Source organism: Brevundimonas aurifodinae (assembly GCF_040195595.1).
GTDB lineage: Bacteria > Pseudomonadota > Alphaproteobacteria > Caulobacterales > Caulobacteraceae > Brevundimonas > Brevundimonas aurifodinae.
The window spans coordinates 198,289-217,415 of record NZ_JBEGDD010000004.1 but is presented as its reverse complement, the minus strand read 5'-3'; the positions used below and the strand labels follow the sequence as shown (position 1 = coordinate 217,415).

16 protein-coding genes are annotated in these 19,127 nt (G+C 68.9%); 5 read left to right on the top strand and 11 right to left on the bottom strand.

The genetic code is table 11. From position 1 onward, the window contains the following. The first annotated feature begins 8 nt into the window (after positions 1-8). Positions 9-596, top strand: a complete 588-nt coding sequence (locus ABN401_RS06750) for a DUF2939 domain-containing protein (protein ID WP_349684064.1) — start codon at positions 9-11, stop codon at positions 594-596. Further along, a complete protein-coding gene (locus tag ABN401_RS06745) occupies positions 593-1,147 on the top strand; it encodes a DUF2939 domain-containing protein (protein ID WP_349684063.1) in 555 nt (184 codons plus the stop codon). The genes ABN401_RS06750 and ABN401_RS06745 overlap by 4 nt, the downstream gene beginning before the upstream one ends. A 129-nt stretch (positions 1,148-1,276) precedes the next feature. On the opposite strand, the gene ABN401_RS06740 is transcribed toward ABN401_RS06745, so the two are convergent. Both ABN401_RS06740 and alaS read right to left on the bottom strand, forming a co-directional pair. Then, the gene (locus tag ABN401_RS06740; RefSeq protein ID WP_349684062.1) at positions 1,277-3,055 is read right to left on the bottom strand and encodes a DUF885 domain-containing protein; all 1,779 of its coding nucleotides are present in this window, start codon (positions 3,053-3,055) and stop codon (positions 1,277-1,279) included. Between the two features lie 232 nt (positions 3,056-3,287). Further along, a complete protein-coding gene (alaS, locus tag ABN401_RS06735) occupies positions 3,288-5,933 on the bottom strand; it encodes an alanine--tRNA ligase (protein WP_349684061.1) in 2,646 nt (881 codons plus the stop codon). A 154-nt stretch (positions 5,934-6,087) separates the two neighbouring features. On the opposite strand from alaS, the gene ABN401_RS06730 reads away from it, so the two are divergent. Next, positions 6,088-6,441: a thiol-disulfide oxidoreductase DCC family protein gene (locus tag ABN401_RS06730; RefSeq protein WP_349684060.1), complete on the top strand. Its 354-nt coding sequence runs from the start codon at positions 6,088-6,090 to the stop codon at positions 6,439-6,441. Positions 6,442-6,605: 164 nt separating this feature from the next. On the opposite strand, the gene recA is transcribed toward ABN401_RS06730, so the two are convergent. From recA to ABN401_RS06705, 5 genes are all read right to left on the bottom strand, one after another. Beyond that, the gene (recA, locus tag ABN401_RS06725) at positions 6,606-7,688 is read right to left on the bottom strand and encodes a recombinase RecA (RefSeq protein WP_349684059.1); all 1,083 of its coding nucleotides are present in this window, start codon (positions 7,686-7,688) and stop codon (positions 6,606-6,608) included. Between the two features lie 188 nt (positions 7,689-7,876). Beyond that, complete coding sequence (locus ABN401_RS06720; protein ID WP_349684058.1) at positions 7,877-8,683, bottom strand: DUF4344 domain-containing metallopeptidase; 807 nt, start codon at positions 8,681-8,683, stop codon at positions 7,877-7,879. Between the two features lie 88 nt (positions 8,684-8,771). Further along, the gene (locus ABN401_RS06715) at positions 8,772-9,548 is read right to left on the bottom strand and encodes a DUF1223 domain-containing protein (RefSeq protein ID WP_349684057.1); all 777 of its coding nucleotides are present in this window, start codon (positions 9,546-9,548) and stop codon (positions 8,772-8,774) included. Positions 9,549-9,626: 78 nt separating this feature from the next. Next, positions 9,627-10,319, bottom strand: a complete 693-nt coding sequence (locus tag ABN401_RS06710) for a methyltransferase domain-containing protein (protein WP_349684056.1) — start codon at positions 10,317-10,319, stop codon at positions 9,627-9,629. Positions 10,320-10,379: 60 nt separating this feature from the next. Then, positions 10,380-12,266: a M20/M25/M40 family metallo-hydrolase gene (locus tag ABN401_RS06705; protein WP_349684055.1), complete on the bottom strand. Its 1,887-nt coding sequence runs from the start codon at positions 12,264-12,266 to the stop codon at positions 10,380-10,382. Positions 12,267-12,336: 70 nt separating this feature from the next. On the opposite strand from ABN401_RS06705, the gene ABN401_RS06700 reads away from it, so the two are divergent. Then, positions 12,337-12,720, top strand: coding sequence for a GIY-YIG nuclease family protein (locus ABN401_RS06700; RefSeq protein ID WP_349684054.1), 384 nt, complete (start codon positions 12,337-12,339; stop codon positions 12,718-12,720). Positions 12,721-12,724: 4 nt separating this feature from the next. Here the strand turns inward: ABN401_RS06700 and ABN401_RS06695 are convergent, their stop codons facing one another. The 3 genes from ABN401_RS06695 to chpT all read right to left on the bottom strand — a co-directional run bounded on the left by ABN401_RS06695 (position 12,725) and on the right by chpT (position 14,719). After that, the gene (locus tag ABN401_RS06695) at positions 12,725-13,540 is read right to left on the bottom strand and encodes a CheR family methyltransferase (RefSeq protein WP_349684053.1); all 816 of its coding nucleotides are present in this window, start codon (positions 13,538-13,540) and stop codon (positions 12,725-12,727) included. 47 nt (positions 13,541-13,587) lie between these two features. Continuing rightward, positions 13,588-13,959, bottom strand: a complete 372-nt coding sequence (locus ABN401_RS06690) for a response regulator (protein ID WP_349684052.1) — start codon at positions 13,957-13,959, stop codon at positions 13,588-13,590. A 91-nt stretch (positions 13,960-14,050) separates the two neighbouring features. Continuing rightward, a complete protein-coding gene (gene chpT / locus ABN401_RS06685) occupies positions 14,051-14,719 on the bottom strand; it encodes a histidine phosphotransferase ChpT (RefSeq protein WP_349684051.1) in 669 nt (222 codons plus the stop codon). A 63-nt stretch (positions 14,720-14,782) separates the two neighbouring features. Between chpT and cysQ the strand changes: the two genes are divergently transcribed. Beyond that, positions 14,783-15,577 (top strand): 3'(2'),5'-bisphosphate nucleotidase CysQ, encoded by a 795-nt coding sequence (cysQ, locus tag ABN401_RS06680; protein WP_349684050.1) that lies wholly within the window; start codon positions 14,783-14,785, stop codon positions 15,575-15,577. A 61-nt stretch (positions 15,578-15,638) separates the two neighbouring features. On the opposite strand, the gene ABN401_RS06675 is transcribed toward cysQ, so the two are convergent. Then, positions 15,639-18,980 (bottom strand): beta strand repeat-containing protein, encoded by a 3,342-nt coding sequence (locus ABN401_RS06675; protein ID WP_349684049.1) that lies wholly within the window; start codon positions 18,978-18,980, stop codon positions 15,639-15,641. Positions 18,981-19,127 lie beyond the last annotated feature (147 nt).

Below are 19,127 nucleotides of genomic sequence, written 5' to 3'. Positions count from 1 at the left end.
ACCACCGCGTGAAACGGATCATCGGCAATCTGCTGCTGTTCGCCCTGGTGGCGGCGGTCGTCAGCTTCTTTCTGGCCCCGGCCGTGGCCTTCTTCGGCATCCGCTCGGCGGCGCAGTCGGACGATGTCGCGGGACTGGCGCGGCTGATCGACTTCAACGCCGTGCGCGCCTCGCTTCGGCTCCAGCTGTCGGGGCGAGCCGAGGCCCTGACGCCGGCCCCGTCGTTCATGGACGATCCCATCGGAGCGGTGCGCCGCCAGTTCGAGGTGGCCGCCGCCCCGGCCGGTCCCGATCCCGACGCCTTCCTGACGCCGGACGCCATCGACCGTCTGCTGCGCGGCCAGGGGCGCTATGCCGCCGTCTCGTCCACGGCGACCATGCCGCAGGATATCGAGCCCGCACCCTGGCCCAGTCCCACCTACTGGGGGATCAACCTGGCACGGTTCGCGGTCACCGACGAGGGCGGGTCGCGCACGGTCTTCACCTTCGAGCGCAAGGGTCCGTTCGAGTGGAAGCTGGTCCATATCGGCCTGCCGGACGGCCCGACGCCGGTGCGCCCCGCGCAACCCCAACAAGGCGGAGCGGCCAAGCGATGAAGGGTTGGGTCAAGGGCCTGCTGGCGCTCGCCGTCGTCGCCGTCGCCGCCGCCTATCTGGCCATGCCGATCCTGACGGTACGGGCCCTGGTCCGCGCCGCCGAGACGGGCGACGAGGCGGCGCTTGAGCGGCTGGTCGACTTCCCCGCCTTTCGCGAGAGCCTGAAGGAACAGCTGACCGCCCGGCTCATGGCCGGGATGCGCGAGGACCCCCGCGCCGACGACAGCGCGCTCGCCGGACTGGGCATGCTGTTCGGCCCGATGCTGGTCGACGGGGCGGTCGACGTTCTGGTCACGCCTCAAGCCATCGCGGCCATGGTCGAGACCGCCGAGGCCCCGGAGCCGTCCGATGCGGTCACGCCCTCGGAGCCTGAGGCCGAAGACGGCGATATCCGCAAATCCTACGCTTACCGCGACCTGAACACCTTCGTCGTCGGCCTGACCGATCCGGACCGGCCGGAGGAACCGCTGAAGCTGCTGCTGAAGCGCGACGGCCTGTTCGGCTGGAAGCTGGCGGCGGTGGAGTTGCCTGATAAATCCTCCCCCGAGTAGCGCAGCGGAACGGGGGAGGGGGACCGCGACGCGCTTGCGTCGTGGTGGAGGGGGCGGAACCACGCACCGTGCCTGAGGTCGCCCCCTCCACCGCTTCGCGGTCCCCCTCCCCCGCTATGCGGGTGAGGATTATTGAGCGGCCACCCACGCGTCCATGCGCTGGTCCAGCAGGTCCAGCGGCAGGGGCCCGTCCACCAGAAGCGCGTCGTGGAAGTCGCGGACGTTGAAGCGGTCGCCCAGCGCCTGTTCGGCGCGGGTGCGGATGGCGCGTAGCCGGATCTCGCCGATCTTGTAGGCCAGGGCCTGGCCGGGCCAGCCGATGTAGCGCTGAAGCTCCGTCTCGATGTTGTGGGGTGCCAACGCCGAGTTCTCGGTGAAGCAGCGCCGGGCCTCGTCGATCGTCCAGCCCATCCAGTGCATGCCGGTGTCGGCCACGAGGCGACAGGCGCGCCACATCTCGTAGGACAGGCGGCCGAACCTCTCTTCCGGCGTGCGATAGAAGCCCATCTCCTCGCCCAGATATTCAGCATACAGGCCCCAGCCCTCGGAGAAGGCGGTGACGTCGACGTTCCGGCGGAAATAGGGGCCCTGGGCGGCCTCCTGCTGCAGGGCGATCTGCAGATGGTGACCGGGCACGGCCTCGTGCAGGGTCAGGGCCGGCAGTTCGTACAGCGGCCGCTGGTCCAGCCGCCCGGTGTTGACGATGTAGCCGCCCGGCACCCCGTCGGCCAACGAACCGCCATTGTAGCGGCCGGTGGTGTAGGTCGCCTCGATGTCCAGCGGCACGGGACGGACGTTGTAGGTCAGGCGCGGCAGGGTGCGGAACAGGGCCGGCAGGCCGCCGTCCGCGCGCTTGGACATCTCCGACGCCTTCTCCAGCAGGTCCTCGCGCGAGGTGGCGTAGAAGCGGGGTTCGGTCCGCAGGTGGTTCAGGAAGCCCGCGAAATCGCCTGTCCAGCCGGCGGCGCGCATCTCGGTCTCCATGCGGGCGCGGATGCGGGCGACCTCGTCCAGGCCGATCCGATGGATCTGGTCCGGCGTCAGGTCGGTGGTGGTGTAGCGCCGCGCCTCGAAGGCGTAGAAATCGCGCCCGCCGGGGCGCGAGCCGATGCCGACCTCTGGTGTTGCGGCGGGCAGATACTGGGTCTCGATGAAGGTCAGCCACCTCTGGCGGCGCGGCACAATGGCCTCGGCCACGAGGGCGGCCGCGCGATCGCGATAGGCTTGCTGCGCGTCCGCCGGGATCGAGGCGGGCAGGGTGGCCAGGGGGCGCAGCAGGGGATCGGTTTCGGGCGTGAAGGCGGCTTCGTTTCTCAGCGAGACGAGGAAGCTCTCCACCACCGAGGTCGGCTGGGTGAAGCCGGTCTCCAGCCCCCGCAGGGTGTTGTCCAGTTCGTCGTCATAGAGTTTGGGCAGAGCCGCCAGCCGCGACAGCCAGGCCTCGGCGTCGGCCGCCGTGGTGATGCGGGTGGTGGAGGCGAGATAGTTGGCCGTCTGGCCGGGCCCGCCTTCGGAATCGAAGGCGAGGCGCTCGGAATCGTAGCGGATCGCCTCGATCGACCGGTCCAACACCCGGATCAGGAAGTCGCGGTTCAGGGCGTCGTCTCCGGACAGGCCGCCGGTCGCGATGGCCTGGGCCCGGGCGCGAAACGCTTCCAGCGGGGCCTGCCGAGCCACTTCGGCGGCGCGTGAGGTGTCGGGCAGGCGGGACTTGGCGGCCTGGTCGCCCTCCTGGCCGGCGCTGATCGGATCGTTGGCCTTGAGGAAGGCCTCGTAGTCGCTGAGCAGCGACGCGAGGTCGGTGTTGGCGGCGGGCTGGGCGGCCTCGGTCGCGGTCTGGGCTGTCGCGGTCGCAGCTGCCGTGGACAGCAGCAGGGCGGCGAAACCGGCGGCGGCGAGATGGTTCATGGCGGTCCCCGAAGCGAGGCCGCATGGGGACTGAACGGGGGTTGAAGGTCAATGCCCACGCGTCCCTTCTCTCCTTGCGGGAGAAGGTGGCCGAGCGCAGCGAGGTCGGATGAGGGGTGAAAGGCGATGGTCCCGCCGGGGCACGGCTTAAGTCCCTCACTCCGGCTACGGAGTTTCACCCCTCATCCGGCCCTCCGGGCCACCTTCTCCCGCAAGGGGAGAAGGAAGTGGCCTATCCTGCCAAGACGTCCCGGATGGCCTGAAGACCGTCCTCGGCCTTCGATCCGTCCGGGGCACCGCCCTGGGCGAAGTCGGGCTTGCCGCCCGCGCCCTGACCGCCCATGGCCAGCACCGCAGCGCGGGCCAGGTCGGCGGCGTTGACGGTGCCGGTCATGTCCGAGGTCACGGCCACGGTGACCGCCGCCTTCCCCTCGGTCACGCCGATCAGGGCGACGACGCCCGAGCCGACCTGCTTCCTGAAGTCCTCGGCCACGCCGCGCAGGCCCTTGCCGTCGACGCCGTCCAGAACGCGGGCGATCAGCTTGACGCCGTTGATCTCCTCCGGTGCCGCGTTGCCGCCGGAGCCGCCGCCGAGCGCCAGCTGCTTCTTCAGATCGGCGACCTGTTTCTCCAGGCTACGGACGGATGAGGACAGGGCATCGACGCGTGCGGGGACGTCGGCGGGTTGAACCTTGAAGCCCTGGGCGAGGCGGCGGGCGACGCCGGCCTGGCCTTCCAGATAAAGCCGCGCGGCTTCTCCGGTCAGGGCCTCGACGCGGCGGACGCCGGCGGCGATGCCGGTCTCCGACACGATCTTGAACAGGGCGATGTCGCCGGTGCGGGCCACATGGGTGCCGCCGCACAGCTCGACCGAATAGGCCTTGTCGTCGACCAGGCTCTTGCCCAGCGTCAGGACGCGGACCTCGTCGCCGTATTTCTCGCCGAACAGGGCGACGGCGCCGGCCTCGATGGCCTCCTGCGGGGCCATCAGCTTGGTCTCGGCCGGAATGTTCTGGCGGATGACGGCGTTCACCTCGGCCTCGATGCGGGCCAGTTCGTCCTCGGTGACGGGGGCGTTGTGGCTGAAGTCGAAGCGCATGCGCTCGGCGTCGACCAGCTGGCCCTTCTGGGCGACGTGGGGGCCCAGCACGTTCTTCAGCGCGGCGTGGACCAGATGGGCGGCGGAGTGGTTGGCGCGGGTGGTCAGGCGCGCGTCGGCGTCGACGTGCAGGCTGGCGCGGTCGCCGATGGACAGGCTGCCTTCGAGGACCTCGATCGTGTGGGCGTAGAGGTCGCCGGTGGGTTTCTGCACATCGTGGACGCGGCCGCGACCGCCCGGCCATTCGACCTCGCCCCGATCCCCCGCCTGACCGCCGCCCTCGCCGTAGAAGGGGGTCTGGTCGAACAGGACCTCTGCGGTCTCGCCCGCCTGGACGCTGTCGGCGGCGGCGCCGTCCTTGAGGATGGCCAGGACTTCGCCGGAGCCGTCGACGGCGTCATAGCCGTTGAACACGGTCGGCCCCAGACGGTCCTTGAGCGCCAGCCATTCGCCGGTCGAGGCGATCTGGCCCGAGCCCTTCCAGTTGGCCTTGCCCCGGGTCTTCTGCTCTTCCATCGCCGCGTCGAAGGCGTCGGTGTCGACGGTGAAGCCGCGACGGCGGGCCTCGTCCTGGGTCAGGTCCAGTGGGAAGCCGTAGGTGTCATACAGGCTGAAGGCCGTGCGGCCGGGGATGACGTCGCCGGGCGCCAGATCGCGCGTGGCGTCTTCCAAGAGGCCCATGCCGCGGCCCAGGGTGGTGCGGAAGCGGATCTCCTCCTGCTTCATGGTATCTTCGACGCTGGCCTGAGCACGCTTCAGTTCCGGATAGGCTTGGCCCATCTCGGCGACGAGCGTGGGCACCAGCCGGTGCATCAACGGATCGGCGGCGCCGAGCAGGTGGGCGTGACGCATGGCGCGGCGCATGATCCGGCGCAGGACATAGCCCCGGCCCTCGTTCGACGGCGTGACCCCGTCGGCGATCAGGAAGGCGGACGAGCGCAGGTGGTCGGCGATGACGCGGTGGCTGGGGGCCATGTCGCCGTGCGGGTCGGTCGAGGTGGCCTCGGCCGAGGCGCCGATCAGGGTCTGGAACAGATCGGTGTCGAACACCGAGTTCTTGCCCTGAAGCACGCTCGCGATGCGCTCCAGCCCCATGCCGGTGTCGACGCTGGGCTTGGGAAGGTCGCGGACGATCTCGTCGTTCTCCTTCTCGAACTGCATGAAGACGTTGTTCCAGATCTCCACATAGCGGTCGCCGTCCTCGTCCGGAGACCCCGGAGGGCCGCCCGGGACATGGTCGCCGTAGTCCCAGAAGATCTCGGTGCAGGGGCCGCAGGGGCCGCTGTCGCCCATGGCCCAGAAGTTGTCGGAGCCGGCGATGCGGATGATCTTGTCGTCCGAGAAGCCGGTGACCTTCTTCCAGATGGCGGCGGCTTCGTCGTCGTCGATGTAGACGGTGACCAGGAGGCGCTTCGGGTCCAGGCCGAAGTCGCGCGTGACCAGGGTCCAGGCGCTCTCGATCGCGTGGTTCTTGAAATAGTCGCCGAAGCTGAAGTTGCCCAGCATCTCGAAGAAGGTCAGGTGCCGGGCCGTGTAGCCGACATTGTCCAGATCGTTGTGCTTGCCGCCGGCGCGGACGCACTTCTGCGAGGTCGTGGCGCGGGGGGAGGGCGGCGTCGCCGCGCCGGTGAAATAGTCCTTGAACGGAACCATGCCGGCGTTGACGAACATCAGAGTCGGATCGTTCTGCGGCACCAGCGGCGCGGAGTGAATCTTCTGGTGAGCGTCGGCCTCGAAGAAGTTCAGGAAGGTCGAGCGGATGTCGTTGAGGCTGGCCATGGGGTTCGTCTGACGCGCGGGCGAGGGAGAGGGAAGTCGCGCGTCATATAGGGTTTCTGAGCCGAACGCATCACCTTGAGACCCCCGCTCCGTGGCGCGCGGCGGGCCGTTCCGTCGCAGGGTCGTTAAGGTCGGCGCGGCGTATGAGAGGCCCATGAGCAAGGTCGAGGTGTGGTTCGACGGTGACTGCCCGCTGTGCCGGCGCGAGATCGCCTTGATGCGGCGGCTGGATCGGCAGGGCTCGATCCGGTTCCACGATGTGGCGACCGGCGCGGGGACCTGTCCGATCGACCGGGACGAGCTGCTGGCGCGGTTCCATGCGCGCGAGGACGGACGGCTGGTGTCGGGGGCCGAGGCCTTCGCCGCCATGTGGCGGGCGATCCCGATGCTGGCCCCGTTCGGGCGGATGGCGCGGAACCGGGTGGTGCTCTCGGTTCTGGAGCGGCTGTATCTGGCGTTCCTGAAGGTTCGGCCCGTGATCCAGCGGAGCCTTCGTCGACGGCCATGAAGGCCGCGCCGAGCCACAGAGAAGAAGGCCGCCCGGGCGAACCCGGGCGGCCCCGCTCCGTCCGGCCCGATCCCCGCGGGGGTCGGCGGCGGGTCGCGAGGACCAGCCGGACGGAGTGTCGGTTGGCAATCCTCCCCCGCGTTGCGGGGGAGGATTGCCGGAGATCAGCCCTCCAGGTCCTGGCCCTCGTCCGGCTCGGGCGTGCCCAGCAGGTCCTCGGCGATCTTGGAGGTGGAGGCACGCACGGCCTTTTCGATGGCGTCGGCCATGTCCGGGTTGGCCTTGAGGAAGGCGCGGACGTTCTCGCGGCCCTGACCGATGCGGGTCGAGTCATAGCTGAACCAACTGCCCGACTTCTCGATGATCCCGGCCTTGACGCCCAGGTCGATGATCTCGCCCAGCTTGGAGATGCCTTCGCCGTACATGATGTCGAAGATGACCTCGCGGAACGGCGGGGCGACCTTGTTCTTGACCACCTTGACCCGGGTCGTGTTGCCCACGACCTCGTCGCGGTCCTTGATCGCGCCGGTGCGGCGGATGTCGAGGCGGACCGAGGCGTAGAACTTCAGCGCATTGCCGCCCGTGGTCGTCTCGGGCGAGCCGTACATCACCCCGATCTTGTGCCGGATCTGGTTGATGAACAGGACGATGCACTGGCTCTTGTTGATCGAGGCGGTGAGCTTCCTCAGGGCCTGCGACATCAGGCGCGCCTGAAGGCCGGGAAGGCTGTCGCCCATCTCGCCCTCGATCTCGGCGCGGGGCGTCAGGGCGGCGACGGAATCGACCACCACGATGTCCACGGCCCCCGAGCGCACGAGCGTGTCGACGATCTCCAGCGCCTGTTCGCCCGTGTCGGGCTGCGAGACCAGCAAATCGTCCAGATTGACGCCCAGCTTCTGGGCATAGCCGGGGTCCAGCGCGTGCTCGGCGTCGACGAAGGCGGCGGTGCCGCCCGCCTTCTGAATCTCGGCCACCGTGTGCAGCGCCAGGGTCGTCTTGCCCGAGCTTTCCGGCCCGAACACCTCGATCACCCGCCCGCGCGGCAGGCCGCCGATGCCCAGCGCCATGTCGAGGCCGAGCGACCCGGTCGAGACCGAGGGAATGGCCTCGGTCACGCCGTTCTTGCCCAGCTTCATCACCGAGCCCTTGCCGAAGGCGCGGTCGATCTGTGCGATCGCCGCCTCCAGCGCGCGCTGCTTGTCGCCGTCGTCCTTGCCCACCAATTTCAATGCCGCCTGCGATGCCACCTTGCCACTCTCCCTTGCCATGATTCCCGTATCAGTCCGGGGGAGAGGCCCGCCTTCGGTCCGATTGAACCGTGACCCGCTCCCTGTGAGGCGGACTATGTGCATGGTTTGTTCCTGTTGCCAATATGTTCTTTTTGTCTCGGTCGGGCGGTACGTCCGATTTTGACGGAGGGCCTTGGTGAGGCCGTCTATTCCTTCAGGTGCGGAGCCAGCAGCGCATACCAGCTGGCGCTGAGGCGCTCGAAGTCGGCCGGGCAGTACTGGGCGCGCTCTTCCGTCAGCCATTCCTCTTCGAGGAGGTAGGCGTAACCGTCCGGGTTCGAGCCGTACACGAGACAGGCGAGGGTATAGTATCGTTGCTGACCGAAGGAGTGATAGCCGGCGTACTGGCTGTCGTCGATTTCGCCGGCCTGGGATGGGTCGGTGTAGAAGCTGAGCGCCGCGGAGATGGTCGAAGCCTCGCCGCCTTCCCCATCAATGAGCCACCAGGCCGCGAGGCTGTCGGCTGTGTCCTCCTCTCGTCCCGTGACCGGGATTTCGAGCACATCGACGAGCGCATGGCCGACCTCGTGGAAGATGGTCCAGTGAAAGGAGCCGGCGACGGCGTCCTCGATCTCCTGTTCCGTCTCGAAGTAGGCGGCGAAGACCTCTCTCTCTCCGTCGAAGAGCTCCAGGCACATCTGAATCTCTCGTTCGCCAGGGAGATAGAAGGCGTTGCTCTGGCCGCATTCCGCGAAGCGGATGCCGATGTCGGCCGGCAGCTTCAGGCTCGCGTTCAGGGTGTCGGCGACGTCTTCCAGCCAGCGATCCTCGGACAGTTGCTGGGCCAGCTCCGTATAGGTGTCGGTCTCCAGCAGCGCCGGACGGACGACGAAATCGCCCGCGTCCTCGGCGCTGGCGGCCGAGGCGGCCTCGCCGCCGCAGGCTGACAAGAAAAGGCCGCTCGAAACGGCCGCGAAGGCGAACGAGCGCAGGACGCGCGATGTGGCGGACATGACCCCGTGACCTCCCCCCAAGACGATTCCAGTCTAGCCAGGTCACCACGGTTACGGCAACGCTTGGCTCCCGCGACGTCAGGCCGCGTCAGGCCTTGGCCGCCGCCAGGATCGGGCCGCCGTTCGGGGCCTGGACCAGGACGGCCGTCAGCAGGCCGTCGCGGCCGGGGGCGGGCAGGCGCCAGCCGCGCGGCTCGCCGCCCGACCATTGGCCCAGCTTGACCAGGTCGCGCACGACCGAGGCGTGGGGCAGGGTGACCCCGGCGTTCTCGCCGCGCGCCACGGGCACGGCGATCGGGCGGGGCTCGTAGCGGACCAGCCAGACGTCGGCGGGCGCGGCGGGGTTCTGGCCCCCGGCCAGCCCCACGCCCCCGCCCCGGAACACCACGGCCGGACCGGTGGAGGGACGGTGGCGTCCGATCAGGCCCTCGATCTGCTCCATCCGACGTCCGACGGTGTGGCTGCGCCCGTCGACCACCACCTGGGGCGTCCAGACATTGTCGGTGCCGAGGCCGCGCTGATAGTCGCGCTGGCGGGCGGTGTATTCCGGTTTGGCGAAGGTGTCGGGCCAGCCGAGGTCGTCCCAGTAGGTGACGTTGAAGCTGAGGGTCAGCAGATCGCGACGTTCCGACAGCCGCACCAGATTGGCGTTGGCGGGCGGGCAGGAGTTGCAGCCCTGGCTGGTGAACAGCTCGACCACGGTCAGGTCGCTGGTGGTCTGAGGGGTGGGCGCGCGGGCGCTCGCGGGCTGGGCGGTGGCGTAGCCGAGGACGACGGCGGCGGCGATGAGCCCGAGCGAGCCGAACAGCGTCAGGCGGCGGCGAAGATCGAAGGACAGGGCGCGGGCGGCAGAAGGGCGGGACATGGGGCGTCTCCGTTGCGAGGACATGCCGCCCGGTTCGCCGAACCTTGCCGAAACGTTACCGCCGTCGGGTCGGGGCCCTCAGTGGGACGGGGGGTCGCGCACCGCGATCAGGGACTTGGTCAGTCCGGCGACGACCTCGTCGTGGTGGACGGCGTCGGGATAGAGGAAGCGGAACTGGGCCTTGTCCAGCAGGCGGGCGTGCTGGACGTCGCGCATGGCCTGACCCATGTCCGGGGCCCGCTCCGAAAAGCCGTGGCGGCGCTTCAGCAGCGACCGGGCCCGGCTCTGTTCCGAGCGCCAGTGGAAGAAGGGGGCCGAGAAATGCGGCTCGACCGGGAACCAGAAATAGGGCGTCTGGACATAGTAGCGCGGGGCCAGGCGGCGGCATTCGGCGGCGAAGGCCTCCATCCGCGTCCAGTCGCCGACATGTTCGATGACGCTGTTGGAATGGACCAGGTCGAAGGCGTGGTCGGCGTATCGCGGCAGGGCGCAGGCGTCGCCGTCGACGACATCGAACAGCGCCGGATCGGCGGGCTCATCGACGCCGCCCGGATTGACCACGGTGATGCGGACCTTGGACGCGTCCAGGAAGGCGCGGTCGAACAGGCTCCAGTAGTTGGGCTCACCGCCCAGATCGATGATGCGGACGGAACCCTTCTCGGCATGGATGCGGGTGATGAGTTCGACCACCCGGCGGGCCCGCGCGCGGCGAAAGCGCGAGACGAGGGAGTCGGGATTGGCGTTGTCCTGCAGGGCGTGGATCAGGTTCATGGCAGGAGGATAGGGCGGGGAGCTTGAAGCCGGGTTAAGTCCTCCCCCGTCGGGGGAGGATTACGTCGGCCCACCTTCGATGGGCGGCGGCATGGGCTCGGCGAAGCGAGCCGTCAGCGACAGGCCGCACGCCAGGATCAGGCAGGCCGCGGCCCCGGCGGCCAGGGTGGCGCGGGCCTGTTCGGGCGCCAGCGGCCGCGCGAACAGCAGGACCAGCAGGGCCATCAGGATCAAGACGGCCGGCAGGTCCATGCCGACCCCCAGGAAGACCGGATGCGCCAGGGTGACCACCCAGGCTCCGCCCAGGATCGTCGCGATCGCGGCCGGGATCAGGGCGCGAGGGTCCTTCAGGCTGGCCCCGATGAGGGCCGAGGCCGCCGCCGCCAGCGCCGCCAGCAGGCCGGGCCAGACGAAGACCAGGGCGGCCTCTGGCGCGGCCGCTTGCGCGATGCAGCCCAGCAGGAAGATCAGGGCGATCAGGCCCAGCCACGCCCCCCAGGGGGTGCGCGGGGCCGACTGGCTCCAGGCCGACAGGGCGATGGCCACGCCGCCTGCGCCCATCACGATCGGATCGAAGCCGCCCAGCAGGGTCGCCGCCGCGACCGCCGCGATCACCACCCCTGCCAGCAGCCGGGGCCCCAGGGCGGCGCGTCCGGCGATGCCGGCGAGGGCGACGGCGACGACCGCCAGCACCGCCCCGGCCTCCATCCACGGCAGGCGGCGCAGCAAGGTGTAGTAGGCCTCGGCGGACTCGGCCCGGCCCGCGGTCGGACCCGCCAGGACGCGGACTCCTTGGGTGACCACCACCCCCATGGCGATCAGCCACAGACCCGACAGCATGCCCCGCCCGACGTCCATCGCCTGAAGCCCCGTCCGGTGCCGCGCGCCCCAGGCGGCGAAGGCTCCCAGGGCGGCCGTGAGCGCCAGAAGGCTCCAGCCGAAGCCGGGCGCATGAACGATCAGGAACCGGCCCAGCACGTCGCCATAGACGGCGTTTCGGCCGGCGATCGGCAGGGCGTCGGCGGTCAGCAGCGCGTCGGTCGCCTCCAGCGCCTGGGACCCGATGTGCTGCAGCGCGCCGCGGTCCAGATTGTCCGGCGTCGCCTCGGGCGTGTGATACAGCGCCGGCCGTCCGATGAAGGCGAAGTTCAGACCGCCGATGCCCCGGTTCTTGGGGATGGTGAAGTCGGTGCCGTTGGGCATGGTCTCGTAGACGAAGATCGACAGGGCGTTGGAGGTGACGCCGCCGTCGGCGCGGGCCGCCACGCGGGCGAACAGGTCGATGGTCTCGGCATTGCCTCGCCCGGTCTCGAACATCATGGCCCGGCCGCCGCCGCCCCGGGCCTCCAGATTGACCACGCTGCCGATCCGGTCGCGCAAGGGATGCTCGGAAAAGAAGATGCGCGCGCCGTCCAGGTTCAGTTCCTCGGCGTCGGTGATCAGGACCACCAGGCTGCGGTCGAACGTGCCTCGCGCCTGCAGCGCCCGCACCGCTTCCAGGATGGCCGCGACGCCCGCGCCGTCGTCGGCGGCGCCCGGCGAATCCCAGGCGCTGTCATAGTGGGCCATCATCAGCACGGCGGCGGCCGTCGGATCGCGACCGGGCAGGACGCCGACGATGTTGACGGCCTGGTTCCCCGCCGCCGCCGGATCGCCGCCCCATCGCTCCAGCCGGACCACCGCGTCGGGCGACAGGGCCCCGGCCTGAAACGCGGGCGACAGGCCCAGAGCGGTCATCCGCTGGAACAGATAGTCCCGGACCCGCGCGTGGTCGGCCGAGCCGACCGGATGGGGTCGCGCGCCGATCGCGCGCACGTCGACCATGGCGCGCTCGGCCGAGAAGGCGACGGCGGGGGCTGTGGTCGGGCGCGGAGACGGCACCTGGAGCGCCCAGACGCCGATCGCGAGGGCGAGGAACAGTGAACCCAGGAACAGGCCCCAACGCATTCGCTCTCCCCAATTCTTTCCGTCATCCTCGGGCTTGACCCGAGGATCGGACGTTCAGCAAGCTCGGCCGATGGAACGGCCGTTCATCGCTACATACATCGAAGCCAGCCGTCCAATGGGCGTCGTCTACATCGGCTCGACGAACGATCTGTACCGGCGAGGACGAGAGCATCGGGACGGGCTCTACGAGGGTTTCACCAAGCGCCATCGCTGCGGGATGCTCGTTTGGTACGAGCCCTTCGAGATGATGGTTTCCGCCATTCACCGGTCGCGCCCGCTGGAGCGCTGGAACCGGCCATGGAAGATGGAGCTGATCGAGCGTCGCAATCCGGATTGGTGCGACCTTTACCCCTTTCTTGTTGGCCAGGCCTCCGATCCTCGGATCAAGTCCGAGGATGACGGGGGTGTGGAAGCATTTCTCGCCCGGATCAAAAGGGGCGAGATCGAGGAGTGATCTTCTACGCCGCCCGGCTCAACGCCGAGGGGGCCTTCACATACAGGCCCTTCCGGCCGCCGACGGCGCGGAACGCCATGGTGTCGCCCTCGATGCGTTCCTCGGCCCCCAGGATCAGGACGCCGTCGTCCATCAGACGGCGCTCCAGATGGTCGACGATCTGGCCGCGCTGGGCCGGGTCCACGTCGGCCAGGACGTTGCGGCACAGGATGACGTCGAACCGGGCCCCGTCGGTGGGCGCGTCCAGCAGGTTGTGGCGGGCGAAGCGAACCGCGTCCTTCAGCCGGGGCACCGCGGACCAGGCGTCCTCGGCGGGCTCGAACCAGTCCAGCATGGTGCGGGCCGACAGGCCGCGCTGGATCTCGAAGGCGCTGAACAGGCCGCTGCGGGCCTTGTCGATCGCGCGCTGCGACAGGTCGGTGGCGACGATGTCGGCGGTGACGCCCGCCGACAGGGCCCCCATGGCCAGGGAGTAGGCCTCCTGTCCGGTCGAACAGCCGGCCGACCAGACCTGGACCCGGCCGCCCGGACGCACCCGGCTGATGGCAGGCAGCAGTTCCCCGGCGAAGGTGTCGAACACGGCCCGGTCGCGGCGGAACCAGGTCTCGGGGTTCAGCATGGCATCGATCACCGCCCAGCCCAGCGAGGCGACCGGCTTGACCCACAGGGTCTGGAGCATGGCGTCCACGCTGTCGAAGCCCTCGCGGCGCGCGACCGGGGCCAGCCGGTGCTCGGCCAGATGGATGCGGTCGCGTCCCAGCCGGAAGCCTGCCCGCGACGCGAGCAGACCCTGCAGGCGATCGAAATCGTCCTGGGTCACGCCAAGTCCTCTCGGGTCTGAGCTGCGGGCATGGGCATGATCTGGTTTCAGACGGCTCCGACTTCGGACAGTTTGGACTGCAGGATCTCGCCGTCGAACGGCTTCATCACATAGTCGTCCGCCCCGGCCCCCAGGGCCTCGGCGATGCGTTCGGGCGCGGTCTCGATGGTGCAGAACAGGACCTTGGGCCGGTCGCCGCCGGGCTGTTCGCGCAGGCGTTTCAGAAAGCCCATGCCGTCCATCACCGGCATGTTCCAGTCCAGCAGGATGACGTCGGGCATCAGCCCGCCACAGTGGGTCAGGGCCTCCACGCCGTCGGCGGCCTCGTCGACCTCGAAGCCGAGACCCTCGACGATGCGACGGGCGACCTTCCGGATGATCCGGCTGTCGTCCACGATGAGGCAGGTGCGGACTTCCACGAGCGAGACGTCTCCCAGCGGCAGGAATCGACGCGCCGCTTCACCACCCAATATCGTCGCTCGGCGGTTAACGAGGCGTTGGCTTGTCGGGTTAAGACGGCATCGAAGCCGTCAGGACGACCCGTCCCTCCACAGCTTCGACGTCCAGACGGCCGCCGGTCTGATCGACCGTCAGCCACAGCCAGTAGGGCTGGACCCACTGTCCCGCCAGCCCCTCCGTCAGGCGCCGGCCCGCCAGACCGGTGGAGGCTTCCTGCTTCAGACGCGCCCGCGCGCCCTCGGCCCGGCCCTCCAGGACCATGCGGTCGCCCTGGACCCGCGCCGAGACCACAGCCTCTCCGCCCATCGGCAGGGCGGCGGCGGTCAGATAGGCCAGGTTGACCAGGGCGCGGGCCTGGGGCTTGCCGAAGTCCGCGACGTCCAGCCGCCAGTCCAGGGTCGCCCGCCCGCCCGCGATGACCCCGTCGACCAGCCCCTTCAACTCGTCGCCCGTGAACCGCTCGGCGGTGGTCGCCGCTCCGAAGGCGACGCGGCAGAACTGGACCAGGGCGACCATCTTGCGCGCCGAATCGGTGATCAGGCCGATCGCGTCCTCGCGCATGTCCTGGGCGGTCGGATCGGCCAGCAGGTCCAGCCCCGACATGATGGCGCCGGACGGACTGATGAAGTCGTGGCACAGCTTGGCCGCGATCAGGCTGGCGAGCTCGGGCCCGTCCATGGCAAGCGTGTCGAGCGGGGCGGCGAAGGCGGCGTCTGTCATGGTTGCCACGCTGAGGTGATTTGCCCGTTCGCGAAACCGGCCGGATGGTCTATCCCCGCCGAAATGAAGACCGATCTCGACGCCGACCTGAAGTCCGGCGCCCTCCACGACCATCTCGCCGCCATCGCCGAGGACGCCGCGCGCGTCATCCTGCCCTACTGGAAGGTGGGGACCGAGGTGTTCGCCAAGGCCGACGACAGCCCGGTGACCCAGGCCGACCGCGAGGCCGAGACCCTGATCCTGTCGCGGCTGGCGGCCCTGTATCCCGACGTGCCCGCCGTGGCCGAGGAACAGTCGGAGGCCCAGGGTCGCCCCGAGGTCGCGGCCGACCGCTATTGGCTGATCGACCCTCTGGACGGCACCAAGGGCTTCGTGGCGGGCAAGGAGAGCTTCACTGTCAACATCGCCCTGATCGACGCGGGGCGTCCCGTGGCGGGCGTGGTCACGGCCCCGGCGAACGAGACGACCTGGCGCACCGCGCCCGGCGGCGGGGCCGAGATGCGCCGCTATGGCGAGACGGGCCCGGAAGGCTGGCGCGCGATCAAGGTTCGCAATCGCCCGGACGACGGCATCGCCCTTCTCAGCCACAGCGTCACCGACGAGGAGGCCGCCCGCCTCGCCGCCCGCCACGGCTGCACCCGGTGGCAGGGCACGGACTCCTCGCTGAAGTTCTGCCTGATCGCCGAGGGCCGCTTCGACGCCTATCCGCGCACCGGGCCGACGTCCGAGTGGGACACGGCGGCCGGGCAGGCGGTGCTGGAGGCGGCCGGGGGACGGGTGCTGGCCGAGGACGGTCGGCCGCTGGCCTATGGCAAGCCGGGCTTCCTCAACGGGCCGTTCGTGGCGATGGGGGGATAGACGAAAAAGGGGGTCGGGCGTCGCCGCCCAACCCGCTTTCCCTTGGAGTCTCCGTCCGGCCTCAGACGAAGTTGGTGAAGTCCAGGTTGGCGAGCGTGCCGCCAGTGACGAAGATCGCCTCCGTTGATGTGCCTCCGCCGCCGCCGGTGTTCTCGAAGAACACCCAGGCGCCTGTACCGTTTTCCAGCGCCACCACCACGACCGAGACCGAGCCGTTCAGACTGAACGTGCCGTTCGCGGCGGTCAGTGCCGCGTTGAAGTCGACGGCGGTCGTCTCGGCATAGTTCACGGCCGTCAGCGGGGTCGTGATGTAGCCCAGGTCGAACACGTCGCCGGCCTGGAAGTCCTGGTAGATGTCGGCCGCGGCCGCCGTGATGCCCGTATCGCCGTTGGCGATGATGAACACGTCGTTGCCGGCCCCGCCCGAGAGGGTGTCGGCACCCACGCCGCCGGTGATGGTGTCGGCACCGTCGCCGCCCGAGATGTTGTCGTTGCCCGTGCCGCCCAGGATAGCGTCGTTGCCCGTTCCGCCCGAGATGGCGTCGTTCTCCGATCCGCCGTCAATGGAGTCCGCGCCATCGCCGCCCGAGATGGAATCGGCCCCATCACCGCCGGAGATGGTGTCGTTGCCGGCACCCGAGGAGATGGCGTCGTTGCCGGTACCCGAGACGATGGAGTCGGCCCCACCGCCGGTGGTGATGTTGTCGGCATCGTCGCCGGAGTCGACGGTATTGTTGCCTTCGCCGCCCTGGATGGTGTCGTTGCCGAAGCCCGAGGAGATGACGTCGTTGCCGTCGCCGCCGGAGATGACGTCGTTGCCGGGACCGAACCCGGTCGTGATCGTGTCGTTGCCGGCGTCGCCGTTGATGGTGTTGGCCCCGTCGCCGCCGTTGATCGAGTCATCGCCGCTGCCGCCCGAGACGGTGTCGTTGCCGCTGCCCGCCGAGATGGTGTCGTTGCCGTCACCGCCCAGGATGCTGTCTGCGCCAGAGCCAGCGACGATGCTGTCGGCGCCGGCACCGCCGGTGAAGGTGTTGTCACCGGTGAAGGCGTCGATGGTGTCATTGCCGTCACCGCCGTCAACGCTGTCGCCGGCGCCGCCGCCGGCGTTGATGGAGTCGTTGCCGGCACCACCAAAGATGGTCGTGATCCCGTTCTCGGCCCCGATGGTGTCGTCGCCGGCGCCACCGTCGATGAAGCTGTTGCCCGTGCTGGTACTGATCGAGTCGTTGCCGATACCGCCGTTGACGGTGTTGTTGCCGAGACCCCCGTCGATGGTGTCGTTGCCGTCATCGCCACCGATCAGGTCGTTGCCGTCCTGGCCAAAGATGCTGTCATTGCCGGCCTCGCCGTTGATGACGTCGTTGCCGTCCTGGCCCTGGATCGTGTCGTTGCCGTTGCCGCCCAGGATGACGTCGTTGCCGGCATTCCCTTCCAGGGTGTCGTTGCCCTCGCCGCCGTTGACGGTGTCGTTGCCGTCTTCACCCGCCACGAGGTCGTTGCCGAGGTCACCGAACACCTGATCGTTGCCCAGACCGCCGAAGACCGTGTCATTGCCCTGGCCGCCCAGCAGCGTGTCGTTGCCGGCACCGCCGTTGACGGAGTCGTTGCCAAGGTTGCCCTGAGCGAAGTCGTTACCGCCGTCCGCGTTCAGGCTGTCGTTGCCCTGGCCGCCGAACAGGAAGTCGTCGCCGTTGCCGCCGTTGACCGTGTCGTTGCCCTGACCGCCCTGCAGCAGGCCGTCGTTACCGTCGTCACCCCGGATCAGGTCATTGCCGTTGCCGCCCAAGAGGGTGTCCGCGCCATTCCCGCCGCCGAGCGTGTCGTTGCCGTTGCCGCCGTCGATGACGTCGTCGCCATTTTCGAAGTTAGCGAATGCGGCGTCGCCCAGGATGTCGTCGCCGTCCCCGCCGTTGACCGCATCATTGCCGTCACCACCCCAAAGGGAGTCGGCACCGCCGTCGCCGTAGACAGCATCAGACCCTTGGCCCCCGGCAACTGTGTCGGCACCATCGCCACCGAGGATCAAATCATTACCATCGAGGGCTGAGACTACGTCGTTCCCTTGGCCACCGTGGATCGTATCGTCGCCGTTACCGCCGTTGAGGGCGTCGTCGCCAAGGTCGCCAAGGAGAAGGTCGTTGTCGTTACCGGCGATGATGGAATCGTTGCCCTGGCCACCGATCAGGGTGTCGGACCCGTTGTCGCCAAAGATTGTGTCGGCCCCGATGTTTCCCTGGATGAAGTCGTCGCCGTTCTCTCCGCGTAGCGTGTCGGCACCCTGGCCGCCGAAGATGAAGTCGTTGCCGTTGCCGCCGAACTGGGTGTCGTTACCCGTGTTGCCTTGCAGCAGGTCCGCACCCTCGCCGCCCAGCAGCGAGTCCGCGCCGTTGCCACCGAAGATCTGGTCGTCGCCGTTGTTGCCGGTGATCGTGTCGTCGCCGTCGTTGCCGTACAGCAGGTCGGCGAAGGCATCGCCGTCCAGGGCCTCCGACCCGGGCGCGCCATAGATCAGCACCGTGCTGTCGGCGAACTGGAAGCTGTTCACGCCTGTGATGGCCGCGCGCGTGAAGTCCAGCGACTGGGTGCCCGAAGCCGACGCGTTGGCGATGCGGATCACTTCCGGATCGGCGCCCAGCGCCGGGATCACGGTGATGACGGTGCCGGTCGCGGACCCGTTCGAGAAGAAGATGATGTCTGTACCCGCCGCGTCGCCGACATAGGCGGTCGCCTGGGCTTGGGTGGCAGCGCGGAAGTTCAGGTTCCCGAGTGAGGGCAGCGCCGCCAGCGTCGCCACGGCATAGTTGTTGGATGCAGTGGACCCCAGGCCCGCATTGCCGGCGGCATCGATGACGCCAAGGTTGTCGAGCGTGATGACGTTGCTTGTGTCGGAGATGGCGGCCGTCGGGTTCAGAGTGCCTGTCCAGGTCACCCCGCCGTCAGCCGACGACAACCCGGAAACAAACCCGTTCTCGACGGTCAGGTCACCGGTGGAGAAGCCGGCGACGGCCTCTGTAAACGTGAACGTCACCGTCGAGGTCTGGCCAACGCCCAGCGTCGTCGTGGCGACCACGATCGCCGCCGTCGGCCTCTGCGTATCGACGGAATAGTTCGGCGAGTTCGCCGTTCCAACCCCCGGAATGGCCCCGCCGTCTGTGACGCCGGTGAGATCGAGGGTGATGACGTTCGTGGTGTCCTCGATCGATGCGTCCGGCGTGAGGGTTGCCGTCCAGGTGATCCCTCCGTCTCCGGTGCTCAGGCCAGAGACTGTGCCATTCGCGACGGTCAGGTCGTCGAGCGCGAACCCGAGCACAGCCTCGGAGAAGGTGAAGGTGACCGTTGAGGTTTCGCCGACCCTCAGCGCGGTGTCCGAGAGCGTGATGTTGACCGTAGGTGCAGCCATTGTGCCTTACTCCCCCATGCGGCTCCTCAAGCCGCCAGACAGCAACCGCAACGCGCAGCCGCACGGGAATTTCTATTTGCGAGCCCTCCCGGGTAGTCAAGTTTCAGCGGGTGGCTGAAGGCCGAGTTCGCGGGTTCGTCTTCTCGA